Origin of the sequence: Amycolatopsis kentuckyensis, from assembly GCF_002155975.1 — a bacterium.
In the GTDB taxonomy this organism is placed as follows: domain Bacteria; phylum Actinomycetota; class Actinomycetes; order Mycobacteriales; family Pseudonocardiaceae; genus Amycolatopsis; species Amycolatopsis kentuckyensis.
Window position 1 is genome coordinate 1 of the sequence record NZ_MUMI01000445.1, and the last position, 18,047, is coordinate 18,047.

Consider the following 18,047-nt stretch of genomic DNA (forward strand, 5'->3'; position numbering starts at 1 on the left):
GTCCTGGCCGGCGCGCCGGCGCAGGCCGAAGACGCGGTCGAGCAGGCGTGGGCTCAGGTGCGCCAACAGCACGAGGTGCCCGCGTCCGCGGTGTCGGCGGTGTACAGCGAATGGCAGCCGTCGGCGGCGGACGAGGAGTTCATGGCCGAGCACTTCCGCAAGGCGGAGTGCACGTACAGCTTCGCCCGCCCGGCCCCCGGAGAGTGGGAACACGCGTTCGCCGAAGCCCGCGCGGCGCTGGCCGAGGCCCGGCCGCCCGCCGAGGAGTTGCTGCCGGTGTTGTGGAGCGCGTCCTCCCCGCGCGCCGGCCTGCTCGACACGCTGCCGCACCAGCCCTTGGTACCGGGCCGGTTGTCGGTCGCGTTCGCGGTGGTGGGGCCGACCCCGCGGGGGACGATCGGGATGCACCACATCACCCGCCACCAGCACGAGGAGATGGGCACCCCGGACCTCGCCGGCGTCGCGTACCAGAGCTTGGCCCGCGGCCTGAAGTTCGAGGTCGGCCAGTCCGGCGGCGAGGTGCTGGTGTCAGTGGTGCGGGAGAACCTGCTGGCGGCATCGGCGGTGGCCTTGCCGGACCTGTACGTGCACCTGTCCCAGCAGTTCGACGGCGGCAACCTGCTGGTCGGCCTGCCTTGCCCGGACGAGATGTACGTGGTCAGGGAGGACTCCGGGCTGGCGGAGACGGTCCGTCAGCAGGTGCTCGGTTCACCGTACGAGACAACGGAGCTGGTGCCATCGCTGCTGCGCCTGACTCCGGACGGCGTGGAACTGCTCGCCGAGCGCGGCTGAGTCACCCGCTCAGGTGCGTGGCGGGCGTGTTGCCGCTGATTTTCCTCTGCTCGGCGCCGTTCAGTGTCCGGTGGAGTAGATGTTGATGAGGTTGCCGTCGGGGTCGCGCAGGAGCATCGACCGGTTTCCCCATGGCTGGTTGGTGGGTTCCTGGACCCAGTCGGCGACCTGGTCGCCGAGGCGGACGCGTTCGGCGTCGACGTCGTCGACCTCGAATTCGAGGATGGCGGATCGGTTGGCGGCGGCTACGGCGGCGATGTTGTTGAAACGCTTGACGGCCGCGCTGTCGGCCAGCGCGATGATGCTGCCGTCGGTGTGCAGTTCGGCGTAGTCGGACCCGAAGGGAGTCACCGGCTCGGTGTTGGTGAGCGCGGAGTAGAAAGCGGTCAGGGCGGGCAGGTCGTCGGTGATGAGGCGTACTGAGGCGAGCTTCATGGCGTTCTCCCGGCTGCTTGCGTGGAGCCGGACCGCCCGGCTCCACAAAACAGTACGCTACCGTAGCGTACTGTTTCTGCGAGGCACAGATACGGAGATCCCAACGTGGCCCGATCCGGGGACGTCGTCGACGTTCGAGTCCAGCGGTCCAAGGCTGCGGTGCTCGCCCAGACCTACGAGTTGCTGTCGGCGGGTGGCATCGGCGGTGTCAGCATCGACGAGGTGTCGCGACGCTCGGGCGTGGCCAAGACCACGATCTACCGGCACTGGCCGTCGCGGGCCGCGCTACTGCTCGAGGCGTGCTCGACGATCGGGTCGGCGCCTGCGGTTCCCGACACGGGCAGCTTCGGCGAGGATCTCGTCGCCTTGACCGAGGAGTTGGCCGAGCAGCTGCGGAGCGCCCGCTGGGCGGCGGTCTTGCCCTCCATCGTGGACGCCGCCGAGCGCGATCCCGAGCTGGCCGGGCTCCACGCGGATCTGCACGCCCGGTTGATGGCTCCGTTCGGTGTGGTGACCGAACGCGCGCGAGCTCGCGGCGAGCTCGCCCCGGATCGTGGACCGGCCGACGTCACCGCTACCGTGGCCGGCCCGCTGTTTTACCGTCGCTGGTTCTCTCGCGAGCCGCTCGACGCCGCGTTCGTCGCGCGCGTCGTCGAGGACGCCCTCGGCCATCTCGGCGTTCAGACCCGTTCAACCTGACGGGCAGGCGCCGATGTAACCAGCTGCTGCGCAACGGCGTCGACATCGTCAACGTCACGTGTGATCGTCGAGGGCCAGACCCAGCACACCGGAGTGCGCAGACTGGCCAGATCGTCGCCGTCGTCGGCCCGAGGAAGTAACGGGCTCCCCTTCACCGCATGCCCGGGACCCCACGTGTTCGAAGCCCTGAGGTTGACGCAGGCATGGGGATTCCCCGCGACAGGTGAACCTGCGGAACTTTCTCCGCTCACCGGCCAGGCGCTTATGTCACGCATCAAACGAGTCAGGCCTCATCCGAGGCGTCTCGGATGGGGCCTGACCTGCGGAGCCGCTTAGGGGAATCGAACCCCTGACCTATTCATTACGAGCGGAATTCGTCACTTCTTGACCTTGGTCGCAGAGCTCTGACCTGCGCATCCACGGTCCTCGGACGTCCGTATACGTCCGGGGTTAGTCACGCTGATTGTCACCCAGTTAGACACCCAACCAGACCAAAAAAGCCTAGAACAGCGCTAGGTAGAGACTGCCTCCACTTACTGCTTGAGGCGGACAGCCAAACAGCCTCTACCGATCCCGGTGGGGCTGTTTGGCCGATCAGAGCGGTGGCCATGGCCCAGGTCGAACCGGCAACCTTCCACCTTTCAGATCTCGGCGAGACTGTTCAGCTGGGTTCATCCGGGGACCGATGCCCTGGTCAGGGCGCATCCTGGAACAGCAGTCACAGTCTGAACGGGTATGAACTGAGACGGAGATTGAGACGGACCTGCGGTCGAATCTGGTCGCCCCAAGCGAGCAGGTGCAGGGTGTCGTGGAAGGGTTGACTGCCTGGGAAGAGGGGGAGAGCATCATGCGTCGGCCTAGGAGCTGTCCTGTAAGTCATCGGAGCCAGAGGATGATGGCGGCGATAGTGAGCTCGGCCTGGTAGTAGGCGGCGCGTTTGGCGTAGCGGGTGGCCAGGTCACGGAACTGCTTGAGCCGGTTGAAGCACCGTTCGACCACGTTGCGCTGCTTGTAGACCTCGGCATCGAACGTGGGTGGTCGCCCGCCGCGGGAGCCCTTGCCCTTGCGGTGGGCGATCTGGTCGTCCCGCTCCGGGCTGACGAACGTGATCCCCCCGGTCCCGCATCGCCTGACGGGCCGAGGGATGCGAATACGCTTTGTCCGCGATTACCGTCTCCGGCCGGCAGCGTGGCCGACCTGGCCCGGGGCGGGCGACGCTGATGCCATCCAGCAGCGGCAGCAGCTGCGGGTTGTCTCCCGCTTGGCCGGGGGTGACCAGGATCCGCATCGGCAGGCCTCGCCCGTCGACGGCCAGGTGGATCTTGGTGCTCAGTCCGCCGCGGGACCGGCCGAGTCCTTCCCCCTCGCAGGCAAGGACTTCGACTCCGTCACTGCATCCCCTTTTTTCCGGGCACCCGCAGCATGCTGGTGCGCCCGGACCACGCTGGAGTCGACCGAGATGATCCACTCGAGGTCGCCGACGGCGTCGTCTTTGACGATCACCCGGTCGAGGATCTTGTCCAGGTGCCGTCCTTGGTCCACAACCGCAAACGTTCATGCGCGGTCTTCCACGGCCCGTAGCGGTCGGGCAGATCACGCCACGGGGCGCCGGTGCGCAGCTTCCACAAGATCGCGTTGATCACTTGGCGGTGATCACGCCACCGCCGACCGCCGCCTTGCTGCGGCGGCAGCAACGGCTCGATCACCGCCCACGCCTTATCCGTCAACTCACCGCGACCAACCACCGCGCACAACTACCAGAGGTCCAGCTCAGCCGCTTACAGGACACGCCCTAGGTCACGGCTGATCATCAAGGGAGCGGGCTTCCTGCGCAGCCACCTAGGGTCGACTGTCGCCGCGCTCTTTGTCCTGTTGGTCGCTGGTGTGTCGGGCATCTGGCTGCGCGCGGACGCGGACAAGTGGGGTGCGTTGGGTCAGTGGGCAGGGGCGTTCGGCACCGTGCTCGCCGTCACGGTCGCTCTGCGAATCTCGCAACGCGAGGCCGATGCAGCGGAGGAACGTCGACGCGCGGACAAGATCGAGGCCGAGCGGCTCCGGCGAGAGGATCGCAACGAGGCCGAAGAGCGCCGACGTGCCCTCGATCGGCGCCCGGCCGCTGGTGAGGCTCGAAGTCGACGATGTCGAAGACTGGCTGGCGGAGAAAGCCGACGTGCTGGTGACCTCGACCTTGCGTAACCTCCGCTCGATCCTGCGCCGGGCGATCAACCGCGCGCAGGTGCGCAAGCGGGTCCGATACAACGTTGTCCTGCTGTGCGACGCGCTGCCAGCCGGGAAGGGGACCGGGCGGCCGTCGAAAGCGCTCACGCTCGCGCAGGCCGAAGCGGTACTCGCGGCGGCGGAGTCGTCGCCGATGCGCGCCTACATCGTGGTGTCACTGCTGACCGGCGCGCGGACCGAGGAGATGCGCCCGCTCACCTGGGACCACGTTGACCTTGTGAGCAAGCCGGACGCGACGCCGGCGATCCCGCCGAACGTCAAGGTGTGGCGTTCGGTCCGCGCCCGCGGCGAGACGAAGACGAGGAAGTCTCGCCGGACGCTGGCGCTGCCCGAGCTGGCCATCAAGGCACTGGAGGCGCATCGAGCGGCTCAGAAGGCGATCAAGGCGGGCGCGGGCGTCGACTGGCACGAACAGGGACTCGTGTTCGCAACCAACGTCGGCATGGAGCGGGACGTCAACAACGTCCGGCGAGACTTCCGCCGGGTAATCAAGGCAGCCGGGCTCAACCCGGCCGAGTGGACCCCGCGGGAGCTTCGGCACAGCTTCGTCTCGATCCTCTCGGACGGCGGTATGCCGATCGAAGAGATCTCGCGACTCGTCGGACACAGCAGCACGGCAGTCACAGAGCTGGTCTACCGGAAGCAGATCCGGCCAGTGGTCGAGTCAGGCGCAACCGCGATGGACCGGCTCTTTCCCCACAACAGGTGAACCTACGGAACCTCCTCCGTTCACCGACTGCGTGCACTTAGCGAAGACATCGGTAGCGAAAGCTCGTAGTTGACGCGATGAGGGCCTCCGGTTGAGGTGTGGATGGTCGAGGGCCCACACCAACCGGAGGCCCTCGTGTCTCACCGCAACACACATATTCGAACGTGCATACTCCCTGTCGCTCACTCACATGTTCGAGCATGTTCCACGCCCGTTGCCAACACAGCTGTCGCCCCGTCGAGCTAGGCCGACCGGGTGATCGGCGAGCGGCGCGGGAACGCAGTCGGCGTGACGAGCGATCACCAGCCGTAGCGCGCCGTAGACTCGCGCGCTCTCGCGTTGGGAGGCGTGATGGGTCGGATCGTGTGCGTTCACGGCATCGGGCAGCAGGTTGCTGGGGAGCAGTCGCTGTTGCGTGACTGGACCCCAGCTCTCTTGGACGGGCTGACTCGCGCCGGCCATGACGGCGCAGCCACCGCGGGCGACGTGGTGATGGGCTTCTATGGAGACCTGTTCCGCCCGGCCGGGGAACGGCTGGCCGTCGGCGACCCGATGTTCACCGCGGACGACGTCGAGCGCGGTCTGGAGGAGGAGTTGCTTCTGGCGTGGTGGCGGGAAGCCGCGCGGGTGGATCCGAAGGTGGCGCCACCGGAGGCGGACACGCTGGTGCGGGTGCCGGGGTCGGTGCAGGCGGCGCTGCGGCAGCTGTCCCGGTCCCGGTTCTTCGGTGGCCTTGCGCTGCGGGCACTGGTGTTCGACCTGAAGCAGGTCCGCCGCTATTTGCAGGACCAACAGCTCCGCGAGGCGGCTCGGGCGATCGTGGGCAAGCTGATCACGCCGGAGACTCGGGTGGTGGTGGCGCACTCGCTGGGGTCGGTGGTGGCCTACGAAGCACTGGCGGCGATGCCGGACCATTCGGTGCGGGCCCTGGTGACTCTGGGATCGCCGCTGGGCATCGGGAAGCTGATCTTCGACCGGCTGAACCCGGTCCCAGCCGGCGGGCTCGGTGCCTGGCCGGGTACTGAGGACTTGATGTGGACGAACGTGGCCGACCGCGGCGACGTCGTCGCGCTCGAGAAGGACCTCCGCCCACGATTCGGACCCCGGGTGATCAACGCGGTGGTGCACAACGGCGCTCATGCCCACGCTGTCGGCGCGTACCTGACCGACGAGCTCACCGGTGCGGCGATCGCGGGAGGCCTGCGTGGCCACTGACTCCGAGGGGCCGCGGCGGTATCTGCTCGCTGCCGCGGTCGCGCATTACCCGAATGCCCCTCACTGGGACCGGCCCGGGCTTATCGAAGCCCGTGAGCAGATCATCCGCCTGTTCACAGAGGATCTCGGCTATCAGCACATCAGCACGCTCGGGCTCAACCCGCACAAGGAGCAGCTGACCACGCTGCTGCGGAACTTCTGCCTGGACAAGGCCCGGCGGCCTGACGACATCGTGGCCGTCTACATCGGCGGACACGGCGACGTCCTCGACGACACCCACGAACATCTGCTGCTGACCGCCGACACCGATCCAGCCGATGTCGCCGACGCCATGCCCACCGCAGAGCTGGCGCGCAAGATGCTGCTCAAGACTCGGGTCCGGCGGGTGCTACTGATGCTGGACACCTGCTATTCCGGCCAGGGCGGCGCCGAACTCACCGCCGCTGCCATCACCACGATGACCCGCAACTGGGGTGACGACCACGGGTCGGGCCTGGCGGTCATCACCTCCGCGCAGCCAGCCGAGCAAGCCGAGACGGGCGCATTCCCCACGCTGTTGCGCGATGCAGTTCGTGCGTTACCGACGGCTGGCTACAACCCTCTGACGTTGCCACTGGATTCGATCGTGAAGGCGATGAACAACAGTGCGAGCAAACCCGGCTACCAGACGATCGGGCACGGCGTCACGGGCCTGACCGGGGAAGTACCGCCTTTCCTGCCTAATCCGCGCCACGACCCGCGGATGACCGAGGTTGATCTCGCCATCCAGCATGCCAGCGAATTCGAGGCCCAAGCCGAACGCCGCGACACGGAACTGCGAACCCGGTTGCTGGTCCGCGCCATGGGCGGCCACACCGCACACAGCACACAGGGTTGGTGGTTCTCTGGCCGGCACACCGCACTACTGGACATCACCGCCTGGCTGCACCACCCCGACCCGTCACGGCCACTACAGGTGGTCACAGGAAACCCCGGATCCGGGAAAACCGCCGTCCTCGGCCTCATTGCCACCCTCACCCACCCCCGGCGCCGCGCCACCGTTCCCCTGCACACCCTCGGACTCCCGGCCGCGGCAGTGCCCGACCCGCGTGCAGTGGACGTGGCAATCTACGCTCAGAGCCTGACCACCGATCAGGTACTTGCTGGCATCGCCGCCTCCGTGCATTCCCAGGCCACAACGCCCGGCCAGCTCCTGGAAGAGCTCACCGGCAGAGACACGCCACTGACCGTTCTCATCGACGCCCTTGACGAAGCCACCGACCCTGACCACCTCACCCGCCGCCTGCTTCAGCCTCTCACCGAGCACGCAGCGGGACGGCTGCGGCTGCTGGTCGGCACCCGAGACTTCCTCCTCGACCGTCTAGGACTTAACCGTGACGACGCGATCGACCTGGACGCCGACCGGTACGCCGACCTGCAGGCGCTGACCGCGTACGCCGCCCGCGGCTTGCTCGAAGCTGCCGCAGACAGCCCCTACCGCCACGAATCGCCGCAACTGCTCCGCGCCGTCGCCGACGCCGTTGCCGCAGCCGCCTACCCGTCATTCCTGGTCGCACGGATCACTAGCGCCACCCTCGCCACCCAAGACCAGGCCGCCGACCCGAGCGATTCGGCCTGGCGCAGCTCACTGCCGACCTATCCCGGCGAGGCGATGCGCCGCGACCTCGACACCCGCCTCGGCAGCAACGCGACCAGAGTCCGAGACCTGCTCCGCCCATTGGCGTTCGCCGAAGGCCAGGGCTTGCCCTGGGAAGACATCTGGGCCGCCGTCGCCTCCCGCGCCGCCAGCACTACCTACACCGACGACGACCTGCTCTGGCTACGCCAGCACGCCGGCTCCTACGTCGTCGAAGCCACCGAAGACGGCCGCTCCACCTACCGGCTCTATCACCAAGCCCTCGCCGACCACCTCCGTGACGGGGCCGACGCCGTAGCCATGCACAACGCCGTCACCGACGTCTTGGTCGCCCGCCTACCACGCACTCTTGAGGGCGCTCGCGACTGGACTCGTGCCCACCCGTACACCCTGCGACACCTCGCGACCCACGCCGCCCTCGCGGGCCAGATCGACGCGCTCATTTCCGACGCTGACTACCTCGTGCACGCGGAACCCGACGCGCTCCTGCTGGCCCTGCATCGGACCAGCACTGACGCCGGGACGCTAATCGCGGCGATCTACCGATGCGCCGCTGATCTCCACCGCCACCTGCCAACAACACGACGTCGACAAGTTCTCGCCGCCGACGCCACACGCTTCCATGCCCCACGGCTCCGACACGACCTGTCAGCACCGCTAACGTGGCAACCACGCTGGGCAACCGGCCGACAAGCTGCCCACGCGCTCCACACTACGTTCACTGGCCACACCAGCACGGTGCGGGCAGTGGCTTGCAGCCTTCTCGACGACCGCCCCGTCGCAGTCACCGCCAGCACTGACAACACCGCGCGAGTCTGGGACCTCGCCACCGGCGACGAACTCACCACCTTCACCGGCCACACCAGCACGGTGCGGGCAGTGGCTTGCAGCCTTCTCGACGACCGCCCCGTCGCAGTCACCGCCAGCGATGACAAAACCGCGCGAGTCTGGGACCTCGCCACCGGCGAGGAACTCACCACCTTCACCGGCCACACCAACTGGGTGGAAGCGGTGGCCTGCAGCAGCCTCGACGGTCGCCCAATCGCAGTCACCGCCAGCGATGACGAAACCGCGCGAGTCTGGGACCTCGCCACCGGCGAGGAACTCACCACCTTCACCGGCCACACCAGCACGGTGCAGGCGGTCGCTTGCAGCCTTCTCGACGACCGCCCCGTCGCAGTCACCGCCGGCGATGACAAAACCGCGCGAGTCTGGGACCTCGCCACCGGCGGCGAACTCACCACATTCACCAGCCACGCCACCGGTGTACAGGCGGTGGCCTGCAGCAGGCTCGACGACCGCCCCGTCGCCGCGACTGCCGGGAGCTTCAACACCGTAAAAGTTTGGGATCTCGCCACCGGCGAGGAACTCACCACCTTCACCGGCCACACCAACTGGGTGAAAGCGGTGGCCTGCAGCAGCCTCGACGACCACCCAATCGCCGTCACCGTCAGTCAACACAACATCGCGCGAGTCTGGGACCTCGCCACCGGCGACGAACTCACCACCTTCGCCGGCCACACCGACTGGGTGGAGGCGGTGGCCTGCAGCAGTCTCGACGACCGCCCAGTCGCTGTCACCGGCGGTTACGACAGCACCGCGCGTGTCTGGCGCCTTCTGGTCGAAACGGCCCATGCAACCGCAGCTTCCGGTCACTCTGCCGGGATCGCCGCCGAGGCAAGCAGTGTGATCGACGGCCGTCCGGTCGTGGTCACCGCCAGCGATGACGAAACCGCGCGAGTCTGGGATCTCGCCACCGGCGAGGAACTCACCACCTTCACCGGCCACACCAACTGGGTGGAAGCGGTGGCCTGCAGCAGCCTCGACGGCCACCCAGTCGCCGTCACCGGTTGTCAAGACAACATCGCGCGAGTCTGGGACCTTGCCACCGGCGACGAACTCACCACCTTCACTGGCCACACCAGCTGGGTGAAAGCGGTGGCCTGCAGCAGCCTCGACGGCCGCCCTGTCGCAGTCACCGCCAGCACTGACAACACCGCGCGAGTCTGGGACCTCGCCACCGGCGACGAACTCACCACCTTCACCGGCCACACCAGCACAGTGCAGGCGGTCGCTTGCAGCCTTCTCGACGACCGCCCCGTCGCAGTCACCGCCAGCACTGACAACACCGCGCGAGTCTGGGACCTCGCCACCGGCGACGAACTCACCACCTTCACCGGCCACACCAGCACAGTGCACGCAGTGGCTTGCAGCCTTCTCGACGACCGCCCCGTCGCAGTCACCGCCAGCGATGACAAAACCGCCCGAGTCTGGGACCTCGCCACCGGCGACGAACTCACCACCTTCACCAGCCACACCAGCACAGTGCACGCAGTGGCTTGCAGCCTTCTCGACGACCGCCCCGTCGCAGTCACCGCCGGCGATGACAAAACCGCCCGAGTCTGGGACCTCACCACCGGCGAAGAGGTTGCCGTATTCGACTTCCGCGGAATCCGCGCCGCCGCGGTCGGTGCTGGCGGGGAGCTCATTATCACGGCTGGCTCGGACCTCATCGTGTTCGACCGTATTGCGAGACACTGACTCCGGCCTGAGTGAGCTTGCGTAGTGACCGACGGTTACGCGATGAAAGGCAGTAAGGCGCCTGGCCGGGCATCCCGTGAGAAGTCGAACACCCGTACTTGAGATTCGCTAGGCTCGTGCTCCTGACCTGCACTGAAGCTACACCGTGCAGCGCGTCGCCCACCGTAATCCAGTAGGCAGAAGCACGTTGGGCCGATGACACACTGCGACAGATGGTTCCATTTTAAGACCAACCGCGGTCAACCCGGACGACCGTGCATCAGCGAGGAGGCCGTTCGCCTCCGGGAAGCGGAATGCCATACCCACAAGAAGGCGGCGTTGGCGGCCTGGGTCCCGCACCACGAGACTTGGGCTTCGAGTCCGTCGGGCCGGCCGGTGGGCGCGTCAGCACGACCGCGAGAGATCAGCTTCCCCTCGTTGGCCGATCTCCGGACCTTTCTCCGCCACCGACCAGGCGTCTTAGACACTCACTTAGACCCTCACCAGACGAATCAGGCCCCACCCGAGGTGTCTCGGATGGGGCCTGACCTGCGGAGCCGCCTAGGGGAATCGAACCCCTGACCTATTCATTACGAGTGAATCGCTCTGGCCGACTGAGCTAAGGCGGCGTGTCTCCGGCTTGCGCTGGCGACATCGACAAGTGTAGCGGAAGCTGTGCGCGTCACTTTCCGGGGGGATCGTCGTTAAGGCCCTATGACGCCGGTCTCAGTCCCCGGCCGACCGCACTTGGAGGCTCTGGCACATGCGGCGAAGACTGCCCCGCTTGGTGGCCCTGCCTGCGGCTGCTGCGTTGCTCCTGCTCAGCGCCGCGCCGGCGGATGCCGATCCGACCTATCCGACTACGCCGATTCCGCAGCCGGCGCATCCGGGGCAGGCGCCCATCTCCGCGCCGATCGGGCCGCAGCCGCTGGGGCAGGCCGTCGGGGATGCCGGGACCGCTCTCGGGATCATCCGGCTGCTGCCCAACGCCGTGCCGACCAACACCATCCTCCCCGGGTTCGGGCAGACGCTGCCGAAGCAGTCCGCGCTCGAGGCCGGGATGGGCCTGTCGAGCGCGTCGGCGAACTCGGATGCCTACCTGAGCTACGAGAAGGCCATCGCGCAGGCCTCGCCGTTCGGGCTGTCGATCGGCGGGAACGCGCCGCAGACGCCCGGCAGCGTCGTGCAGACCGCGCTGCCGGACAACGCGCAGCCGATCACCGGTGGCCTCAACGCGCCGTCCAACCCGCTGCTCAACGTGGGGCTGCTCAACGGGAGCGCGCACGCGCGGTGGAGCGACACGCTCGGCCCGTGCGTCGACACCATCGCCGACGCCAGCACGTCGGTGGCCAGTCTTTCGCTGCTGAACGTCGTGCCGTCGATGCCGAACCTCGGCCTGGACGCGCTGAAACCGAAGCTCGACCCGAACTCGCTGGCGAGCGGGTTCGACCTGACCAAGGGCCTGCAGAGCCTCGGCGGCCTCCTCCAAGGCGGCGGGCAGACCACCGCGGACGGCAACGGCTCGCTGCTGAGCCTGCCGAACACGCTGTCGTCGCGGTCCCAGGTGAAGCTGGTCGACATCCCCGGCTCGAAGAACAAGGCCGTGCAGTCGACGTCGACACTGCAGGCCGCCGACATCGAGATCCTCAAGGGCACGCCGCTGGCGCTGAGCATCAAGGTCGTCAGCCAGCCGACGCTCAAGGTGACCTCCACCGGCGACGCGAAGACGTCCAAGGTCGAGTACACCGCGCCGGTGCTGACCATCGCGGCCGGCGGGAAGACGCTCTACACCCTCGACGCTGCGCACCCCACCAAGGACGTCCCGATCGGGCTGCCGCTGAAGGGACTCAGCGACCAGTTCGGGCAGGTCGACGACATCCCGGTGGTCGGCGGCCTCGTCTCGACGCTCACCAAGGGCCTCCAGCAGGTCGGCAACACCACGGGCACCGTGCTCGACCTCGGGGTGCTGCGGCTGAGCATCGCCGGGCTGGACCAGAAGTCGGCGAACATGACCACGCCGTTCAAGGGCTTCCAGCTGGGGGCGTCGGCGCGGATGTTCGACCTGCAGCTGCTGCCGACGACCAAGCTCAAGAGCCTGCTTCCGGACGACCAGGCGAAGAACCTCCCGTCGTCGCTGGCCCAGCTGTCACTCGGCGAGCAGATCGCGCGGGCGTACGCGCCGACCGGTGGCGTGGTCTGCGGGACCACGCCGACCTCGCCGCCCGCGGGTGGCGAGGCGCCGAAGGGACCGGTGAAGAACCTGGCCTACACCGGTGGCGCGTACGACACCGTGCCGCTGTTCTGGACGGGCACCGCGATGCTGCTGCTCGGCGTGGTCATGGTGGCCGCGATGCCGGGCGGCCGGCGGCGCCCGCCGGCCGTGGCCGTCGAGGAGAAGCCGTTCAAGCCGTCACCCCGTCCGCGCGAGTGATCCGAGGGGTGTGAAGGAGCCCGCCAGGTACACCTGGCGGGCTCCTTTGCGTTCAGCGCGTCAGCCTTGGCGAAGCGTCATGACCATCGCTTCGACGGCGATGCGCGGCTTCACGTTCAGGTCGATCGCCTCGCGGCATTCCAGCACCGCTTCGAGGCGGCGAAGCGTCGACTCGGGCGTCCACGAAGAGGCCGCTTCGCGGATCTCGTCGACGTGGTCCGGGTGGTTGAGCGTCGCGCCGGAGCGGGTTCCCATCACCAGGACGTCGCGGTAGAACCCGACCAGGTCGACCAGCGCCAGGTCGAGCGTGTCGCGCTGGGTCCGGGTCGCACGGGACTTCTGCTTCTTCTCCAGCTGCTTGACCGCGGCTTCGGCGGCTCGCTTGGCGCCGGCGACGCCCTTGCCGATGCCGTCGCCACCCATCGCGGTCCGCAGCTCGTTGCGCTCGTCTTCGTCGCGGGCCTTGCTGGACTCGCCCGCGTCCGCCTCGGCCGCGCTGATCAGCTGGTCGGCGCAGGTGAAGACGTCGCTCATCCGGCGGAGGCCGAGCGGGATCCGCAGCACGGTGGCGCGGCGCTGCCGCGCGGCCTCGTCGGTGGCGAGGCGGCGCGCGCGGCCGACGTGGCCGCCGCACACGGACGCGGCCCACTGCGCGCGTTCGGCGTCGACGTGGTCGCGGCGCATCAGCACGTCCGCGATCGCCTCCGGCGGCGGCGTCCGCAGCGTCACCAGGCGGCAGCGCGAGCGGATCGTCACCGAGACGTCTTCGGGGTGGTCCGACGGCGCGCAGAGCAGGAACACCGTGCGGTCCGGCGGCTCCTCGACGGCCTTCAGCAAGGCGTTCGACGCACCTTCGGTGAGCCTGTCCGCGTCCTCGATGATCACGACCTGCCAGTTGCCGGTCGTCGGGCGTCGCGCGGCGGCCTGCACCAGCGCGCGCATCTCGGCGACCGAGATCGACAGGCCTTCCGGGATCACGAGCCGGACGTCGGCGTGGGTGCCCGCCATCGTCGTGTGGCAGCCGGGGCAGGCGTCGCAGCCGGTGCCGGTGCTGCACTGCAGCGCCGCGGCGAACGTCCGGGCGGCCACCGAGCGGCCGGAGCCGGGCGGGCCGGTCAGCAGCCAGGCGTGCGTCATCGCGCCGGGCGGCGCCGGTTCCCCGGCGATGATCTTGGCGGCGGCCGAAGCGGCCGCGCTCAGCGTTTCGACCGCGGGTTCCTGGCCGACCAGCTGGTTCCAGACGCCGATGCGTTCGGTCGTCGTCACTTCGCCTCCACGCGAGGCTCTTCCGGGGTCTCGATGGGCAGCGTGTCCAGCGGGAGCGTCACCGGCTTCTCCGCCGTCGGCGCCAGCGCGGCCAGCCGGCCGACGAACACGGCCCGCAGCGCGGTGCGGATGCGCTCGGCGACCTCGGCGTCCGAGCCGTCGGCGTCGATCACGACGTACCGGTCCGGGTCGGCCTCGGCCATCTCGGTGAGCAGGTGCTGGACGCGCCACTGGTCGTTCAACGCGGCCGACTTGTCGCGCGGTGCCCCGTTCGGCGCCGCGTCCAGCAGGATGGTCAGGTCCGGGCGCAGGCGGCCGGTCGCCCAGTCGGCGAGGCCTTCGAGCTCGTCGCTGTCGAGCCCGGCGACGGCGGACAGGTGCGCCAGCGGCGAGTCGACGAACCGCTCCATGACGACCACCGAGCCGGCGTCCAGCGCCGGCTGGACGTGCCGCTCCACGATGTCGGCCCGCACCGCGGCGGCGGCCAGCGCCTGGGCCCGAGCCCCGGTCAGCGAGGCGCCGGAGACGAGGGCGGTGAGCCGCTGGTCGTCGAGCGCGGGGTCCGCGGCGACGACGACCGGCCGGGTGCCGCCGCGCATCCAGTCGGCGAGGTTGACGGCCTGGATGGCGGTGTTGATCGCGGTGGTGCCCTCGACGGCGATGAGGAAGCCGTTGACGCGCCGCGGCGTGCGGCGCAGCGCGTTGCGCAGGTCGGCGAGGATCGGCTCGGTGCGCTTGTCGTCCATCTGCCGGTAGGCGAAGAGCCCGGCGACCAGCGCGATCGCGGCGCCGCCGAGCATCACCGGGCGCGTGCCGTCGATGGTGAGCGGGTTGCCCCAGACGGAGATCGTGTGCCGCTGCACCGCGCCGACGAGCAGCGGGACGGTGACCGTGGTGCCGAACAGCACCAGCTTCATCATCAGCTGGTAGATCGCGTTGATCCGGCCCCGGATGGCGTCCTCGACGCGCGAGCCGATGATCGTCACGCCGGTGAGGAACGCGGTGCCGGCGCAGATGCCGACCAGCACCACGGCGATCAACGAGATCGTCAGGTGCGGGGACAGCGCCACGAAGGCGAGCGAGATCGCGGCCGCGACGATCGAGAGGCCGAAGAGCCGGTCGTGCGGGAGCCGGCGGGCGAGCTTGGGCGCGAAGACCATGCCGGTGGCGAGGCCGAGGAAGACGGCGAGGACCAGCAGGCTGAACGCGGAGTCACCGGCCAGCAGGCTCGAGGAGTACGGCTTGGCCGAGCCGATCACGGCACCACCGGCGACGAACGCGCCGAACGCGCCCACCAGCAGCCCGCGCACGAGTGGCGTGCTGCGGATGAACCGGAAGCCGTCGGCGATCATCGCGCCGATGCCGAGCTTTTCCTCGTCGGCCTGCTTGACCTTCTGCTCCGGCGTCGCGTGGACGTTGCGCAGCGAGAGTTCGGGGATCCGCGTGGCGATGAGGATCGCGCTGGCCAGGTAGAGCAGGCCGGTGATGACGACGACCAGCTTCGCGATGTTGAGGCTCGGGTCGCCGGGGAACAGGTGGAACGTCGTGTTGACACCGGTGATGATCGCGTTCGCGCCGGCCGCGGTGATGACGGCGAGGCCGTAGGTCATCACCATGCCGAGCTGGTTGGCCGTCTCGACCTGGTCGGGCCGGCGGAGCAGGTTGGGGACCGCGGCCTCTTTCGAGGGGATCCACATGCTCGACGCGCAGCCGACGAGGAAGTTGCCGGCGAGCAGCCACCAGGGCGCGCTGACGATCGCGATGGACAGCAGGAAACCGCACCGCAGCAGGTCGGAGACGACCATGACCTTGCGGCGGTCGAACCGGTCCGCGAGCAGCCCGCCGACCGGGGCGAACAGCAGCCCCGGGGCCAGGCCGGTCAGGACGACGCCGACGAAGGCGAAGTTCTGCGCGAAGTAGTTGTCCGTGAGCTTCGTGGCCAGGCCGGTGAGGGCCAGGATGTTCAGCCAGTCGGCCACGCTGCACAGGTACGTGACGCCCCAGAGGCGCCGGAACGGTTTGATCGCCAGTACCCGCCGGACCCGGTTGATCGTGGACGCCTCGGCGCCCGACGACGCACCCGGGCCGGCCCCGGGTACCGACCGCACGCCCTCGCTGATACGCCCACCCCACTAGTCACCGCGGTGCCGGACGCCCTCGTGAGGGACCCGACCGTGAAGCCAGGGTAGCCCGATCGGCCTCTGGCGCGCGGGACGGCCCCGTGGTGCGGGGCAGGTGGCGACCAGCGAAGGGACGCTAGTCGAACAGTCCGGTCACGCTGCTGACCAGGCTCGACACCATCTCGATGGCGACGAACCCGAACACGATCAGCAGGGCGACGGCCAGCATGACCCCCGCAGCACTCGACGACGGCCGGTTGAAGGCCGGCATCGACACCGCCGGCATCCGCGGCAGCCTGCGCCGCTTGACGGGCACGAGATCGACGTCGTCGACGTCCTCGTCGGCAAGCGGCTCCTGCCGCACGGGCCGCATCAGCTGCGGCGGCCGGGTCGGCCAGGTGCGCCGCCTGGTCCGCTGCCGCGGAAGCAAGCCCAGCGGCTGGTCCTGGTTCAGGGTCCCGGCCGGCGGGATCGCCTCGGGAGCCCTGGAGTTCTCCTCGCGGAGCGTCTCCTCGACCATCCGGCGCACGGCTTCTTCGTCGGGCTGCACCGGCCCGGCGACGGGGATGGCGCCGGGCTCGTCGCCATCCGGAATCGCGGTGCGCGGCTCGGGCGACGCCGTGACCAGCCCGGAGACCGGATCCGCGAACATCTCGCCGGGGGCTTCGGACAGTGTGCCGTCGCGCTGAGTGAGCTCGGGGGCATTGAAGAAGGGAGCCTCACCGTTCGCGCTCATGGTGACCACCTCACTACTGAATGTCCTCGCCTTTCCAGGGTAGCGACGTCGGCGGATAACGCATCCGCCCAATGGCTCTGTCTCCAATGGATGGTCGGTCACGCAGCGCAAGCCCGCACCCGAACCTCCTGAAGTGTCCAGTCCGATGGCTACGAGGTCGACCGCTGATGGTGACAGATCGTAGTGAGTCGGGTCACAGTGGCGGTGTGGACCTTGGCCCCAGGACCGGCCTTCGAGGTGATCTCCGGGATCTTCCGCTCAGGGCACCTCCTCCTGGCCGAGGTCGATCATCTTGCGGCACCAGTCGCGGAGCATCCCTCGACTGAAGGGGCTCAGGACCAGCTGGCGGCGGCCGTCTCCCCGGTCCAACGCCGCCAGGGCGAAGCGGCCCAGGTCCGTGTCGACCAGGACGAAACCGTGGTCCGGGAACTCCGCGCACAGGCCTCCGAAGGCCAGCATGTCGAGGACCGCCGTTCCCGACCTCGGGCGGGCCAGCAGCTCGCGCATGGCCCCCACGTCGTCGTCCTGGCCGTCGTGGACCAGGCCGTCGGCGTCGATCGAGACCCAGATCGCCCTCGGCGACGCGCCGAACGGGGCCTCCGGCAGCTCGGCCACCAGCATCTCCGGCAGCTCCTCGAAGTCGGCCAGGTGGATCGCCGTGCGATCGGGCAGCGAGCCCATCATGAACGCGCGCTCGCCGTCGGCGTAGCAGCGGATGTCCGCCGTCTCCGGGCCGTCGTCGAACACGCCGCACAGGGCCGCGCGGACCGAGCCGCGCAGCATCAGCGAGACCACCTCGAAGCCGATCTCGTTGAGCTCGCCGTTCGAGCCGAACGGGGTGCCGTCGATCCAGGCGGCCCACGCCATGTGGCGCTCGACCTCGGCCACCAGGTCCGCCGGGTCGTCCGACACCGGGCCGTGGACCAGGATGTCGTGATCGCTGACATCCGGGTTGTACAGCCTGTCGACCGGCTCGCGGTCCGGCATCGCCACCAGCACCGGAGCCGCCGCCAGCTCGAGCAGCTCCCGGGCCGCCGTGCGCTCAGCCATGCCGCCGCCTCTCACCCGAACCAGAACCAGCGCCCGGCCCGGCGCCGGTGCCAGAGCCCGAGCCGGCATCGGCCGACGGACGCGGCTCCGGGACGCCGCTGTTCAGCTCGGCCGCCGCGAGGATCGCCTCGCGCACCGTCAGGTCCTTCGAGGCCGCCGCGACCACCCTGTCCACGCCCTCCCCGGCCGTCGTCCGCACC

The 18,047-nt window shown here is 69.0% G+C and carries 12 protein-coding genes, 1 tRNA gene and 1 pseudogene; 6 read left to right on the top strand and 8 right to left on the bottom strand.

The window, feature by feature from the left end; all coding sequences use genetic code 11:
- Positions 1–792, top strand: a 792-nt coding sequence (locus CCN39_RS35960) for a hypothetical protein (protein ID WP_086849697.1), incomplete at its 5' end; no start/stop codon positions are given.
- Between the two features lie 60 nt (positions 793–852).
- Here CCN39_RS35960 and CCN39_RS35965 read toward each other — a convergent pair.
- Positions 853–1,227: a VOC family protein gene (locus tag CCN39_RS35965; RefSeq protein ID WP_086849699.1), complete on the bottom strand. Its 375-nt coding sequence runs from the start codon at positions 1,225–1,227 to the stop codon at positions 853–855.
- Between the two features lie 105 nt (positions 1,228–1,332).
- Between CCN39_RS35965 and CCN39_RS35970 the strand changes: the two genes are divergently transcribed.
- A complete protein-coding gene (locus CCN39_RS35970; RefSeq protein ID WP_086849700.1) occupies positions 1,333–1,926 on the top strand; it encodes a TetR/AcrR family transcriptional regulator in 594 nt (197 codons plus the stop codon).
- 876 nt (positions 1,927–2,802) lie between these two features.
- Here CCN39_RS35970 and CCN39_RS35975 read toward each other — a convergent pair.
- Positions 2,803–3,671 (bottom strand): annotated as a pseudogene (locus tag CCN39_RS35975) (IS5 family transposase).
- Between the two features lie 347 nt (positions 3,672–4,018).
- On the opposite strand from CCN39_RS35975, the gene CCN39_RS35980 reads away from it, so the two are divergent.
- The 3 genes from CCN39_RS35980 to CCN39_RS35990 all read left to right on the top strand — a co-directional run bounded on the left by CCN39_RS35980 (position 4,019) and on the right by CCN39_RS35990 (position 10,265).
- Complete coding sequence (locus CCN39_RS35980) at positions 4,019–4,873, top strand: site-specific integrase (RefSeq protein ID WP_244211149.1); 855 nt, start codon at positions 4,019–4,021, stop codon at positions 4,871–4,873.
- A gap of 351 nt (positions 4,874–5,224) precedes the next feature.
- Positions 5,225–6,088 carry an alpha/beta hydrolase family protein gene (locus tag CCN39_RS35985; protein ID WP_208630531.1) on the top strand — a complete coding sequence of 288 codons (864 nt, stop codon included), beginning with the start codon at positions 5,225–5,227 and terminating at the stop codon, positions 6,086–6,088.
- Positions 6,078–10,265 (top strand): caspase family protein, encoded by a 4,188-nt coding sequence (locus tag CCN39_RS35990; RefSeq protein WP_158104577.1) that lies wholly within the window; start codon positions 6,078–6,080, stop codon positions 10,263–10,265. Before CCN39_RS35985 ends, CCN39_RS35990 begins: the two co-directional genes overlap by 11 nt.
- A 534-nt stretch (positions 10,266–10,799) precedes the next feature.
- Here CCN39_RS35990 and CCN39_RS35995 read toward each other — a convergent pair.
- Positions 10,800–10,873 (bottom strand) — tRNA-Thr (locus tag CCN39_RS35995).
- A gap of 134 nt (positions 10,874–11,007) precedes the next feature.
- On the opposite strand from CCN39_RS35995, the gene CCN39_RS36000 reads away from it, so the two are divergent.
- Complete coding sequence (locus CCN39_RS36000) at positions 11,008–12,675, top strand: hypothetical protein (protein ID WP_208630532.1); 1,668 nt, start codon at positions 11,008–11,010, stop codon at positions 12,673–12,675.
- 60 nt (positions 12,676–12,735) lie between these two features.
- Here the strand turns inward: CCN39_RS36000 and CCN39_RS36005 are convergent, their stop codons facing one another.
- The 5 genes from CCN39_RS36005 to CCN39_RS50855 all read right to left on the bottom strand — a co-directional run bounded on the left by CCN39_RS36005 (position 12,736) and on the right by CCN39_RS50855 (position 18,022).
- Positions 12,736–13,941: a DNA polymerase III subunit delta' gene (locus tag CCN39_RS36005; protein ID WP_086849704.1), complete on the bottom strand. Its 1,206-nt coding sequence runs from the start codon at positions 13,939–13,941 to the stop codon at positions 12,736–12,738.
- Positions 13,938–16,049: a bifunctional MFS transporter/dTMP kinase gene (locus tag CCN39_RS36010; RefSeq protein WP_086849706.1), complete on the bottom strand. Its 2,112-nt coding sequence runs from the start codon at positions 16,047–16,049 to the stop codon at positions 13,938–13,940. Before CCN39_RS36010 ends, CCN39_RS36005 begins: the two co-directional genes overlap by 4 nt.
- Before the next feature lie 148 nt (positions 16,050–16,197).
- Positions 16,198–16,797 (bottom strand): hypothetical protein, encoded by a 600-nt coding sequence (locus CCN39_RS36015; RefSeq protein WP_244211150.1) that lies wholly within the window; start codon positions 16,795–16,797, stop codon positions 16,198–16,200.
- A 258-nt stretch (positions 16,798–17,055) separates the two neighbouring features.
- The gene (locus tag CCN39_RS36020) at positions 17,056–17,847 is read right to left on the bottom strand and encodes a hypothetical protein (protein WP_086849710.1); all 792 of its coding nucleotides are present in this window, start codon (positions 17,845–17,847) and stop codon (positions 17,056–17,058) included.
- On the bottom strand, positions 17,840–18,022 hold the full coding sequence (locus CCN39_RS50855; RefSeq protein WP_167455280.1) for a hypothetical protein: 183 nt from the start codon (positions 18,020–18,022) through the stop codon (positions 17,840–17,842). Before CCN39_RS50855 ends, CCN39_RS36020 begins: the two co-directional genes overlap by 8 nt.
- Positions 18,023–18,047: the final 25 nt, after the last annotated feature.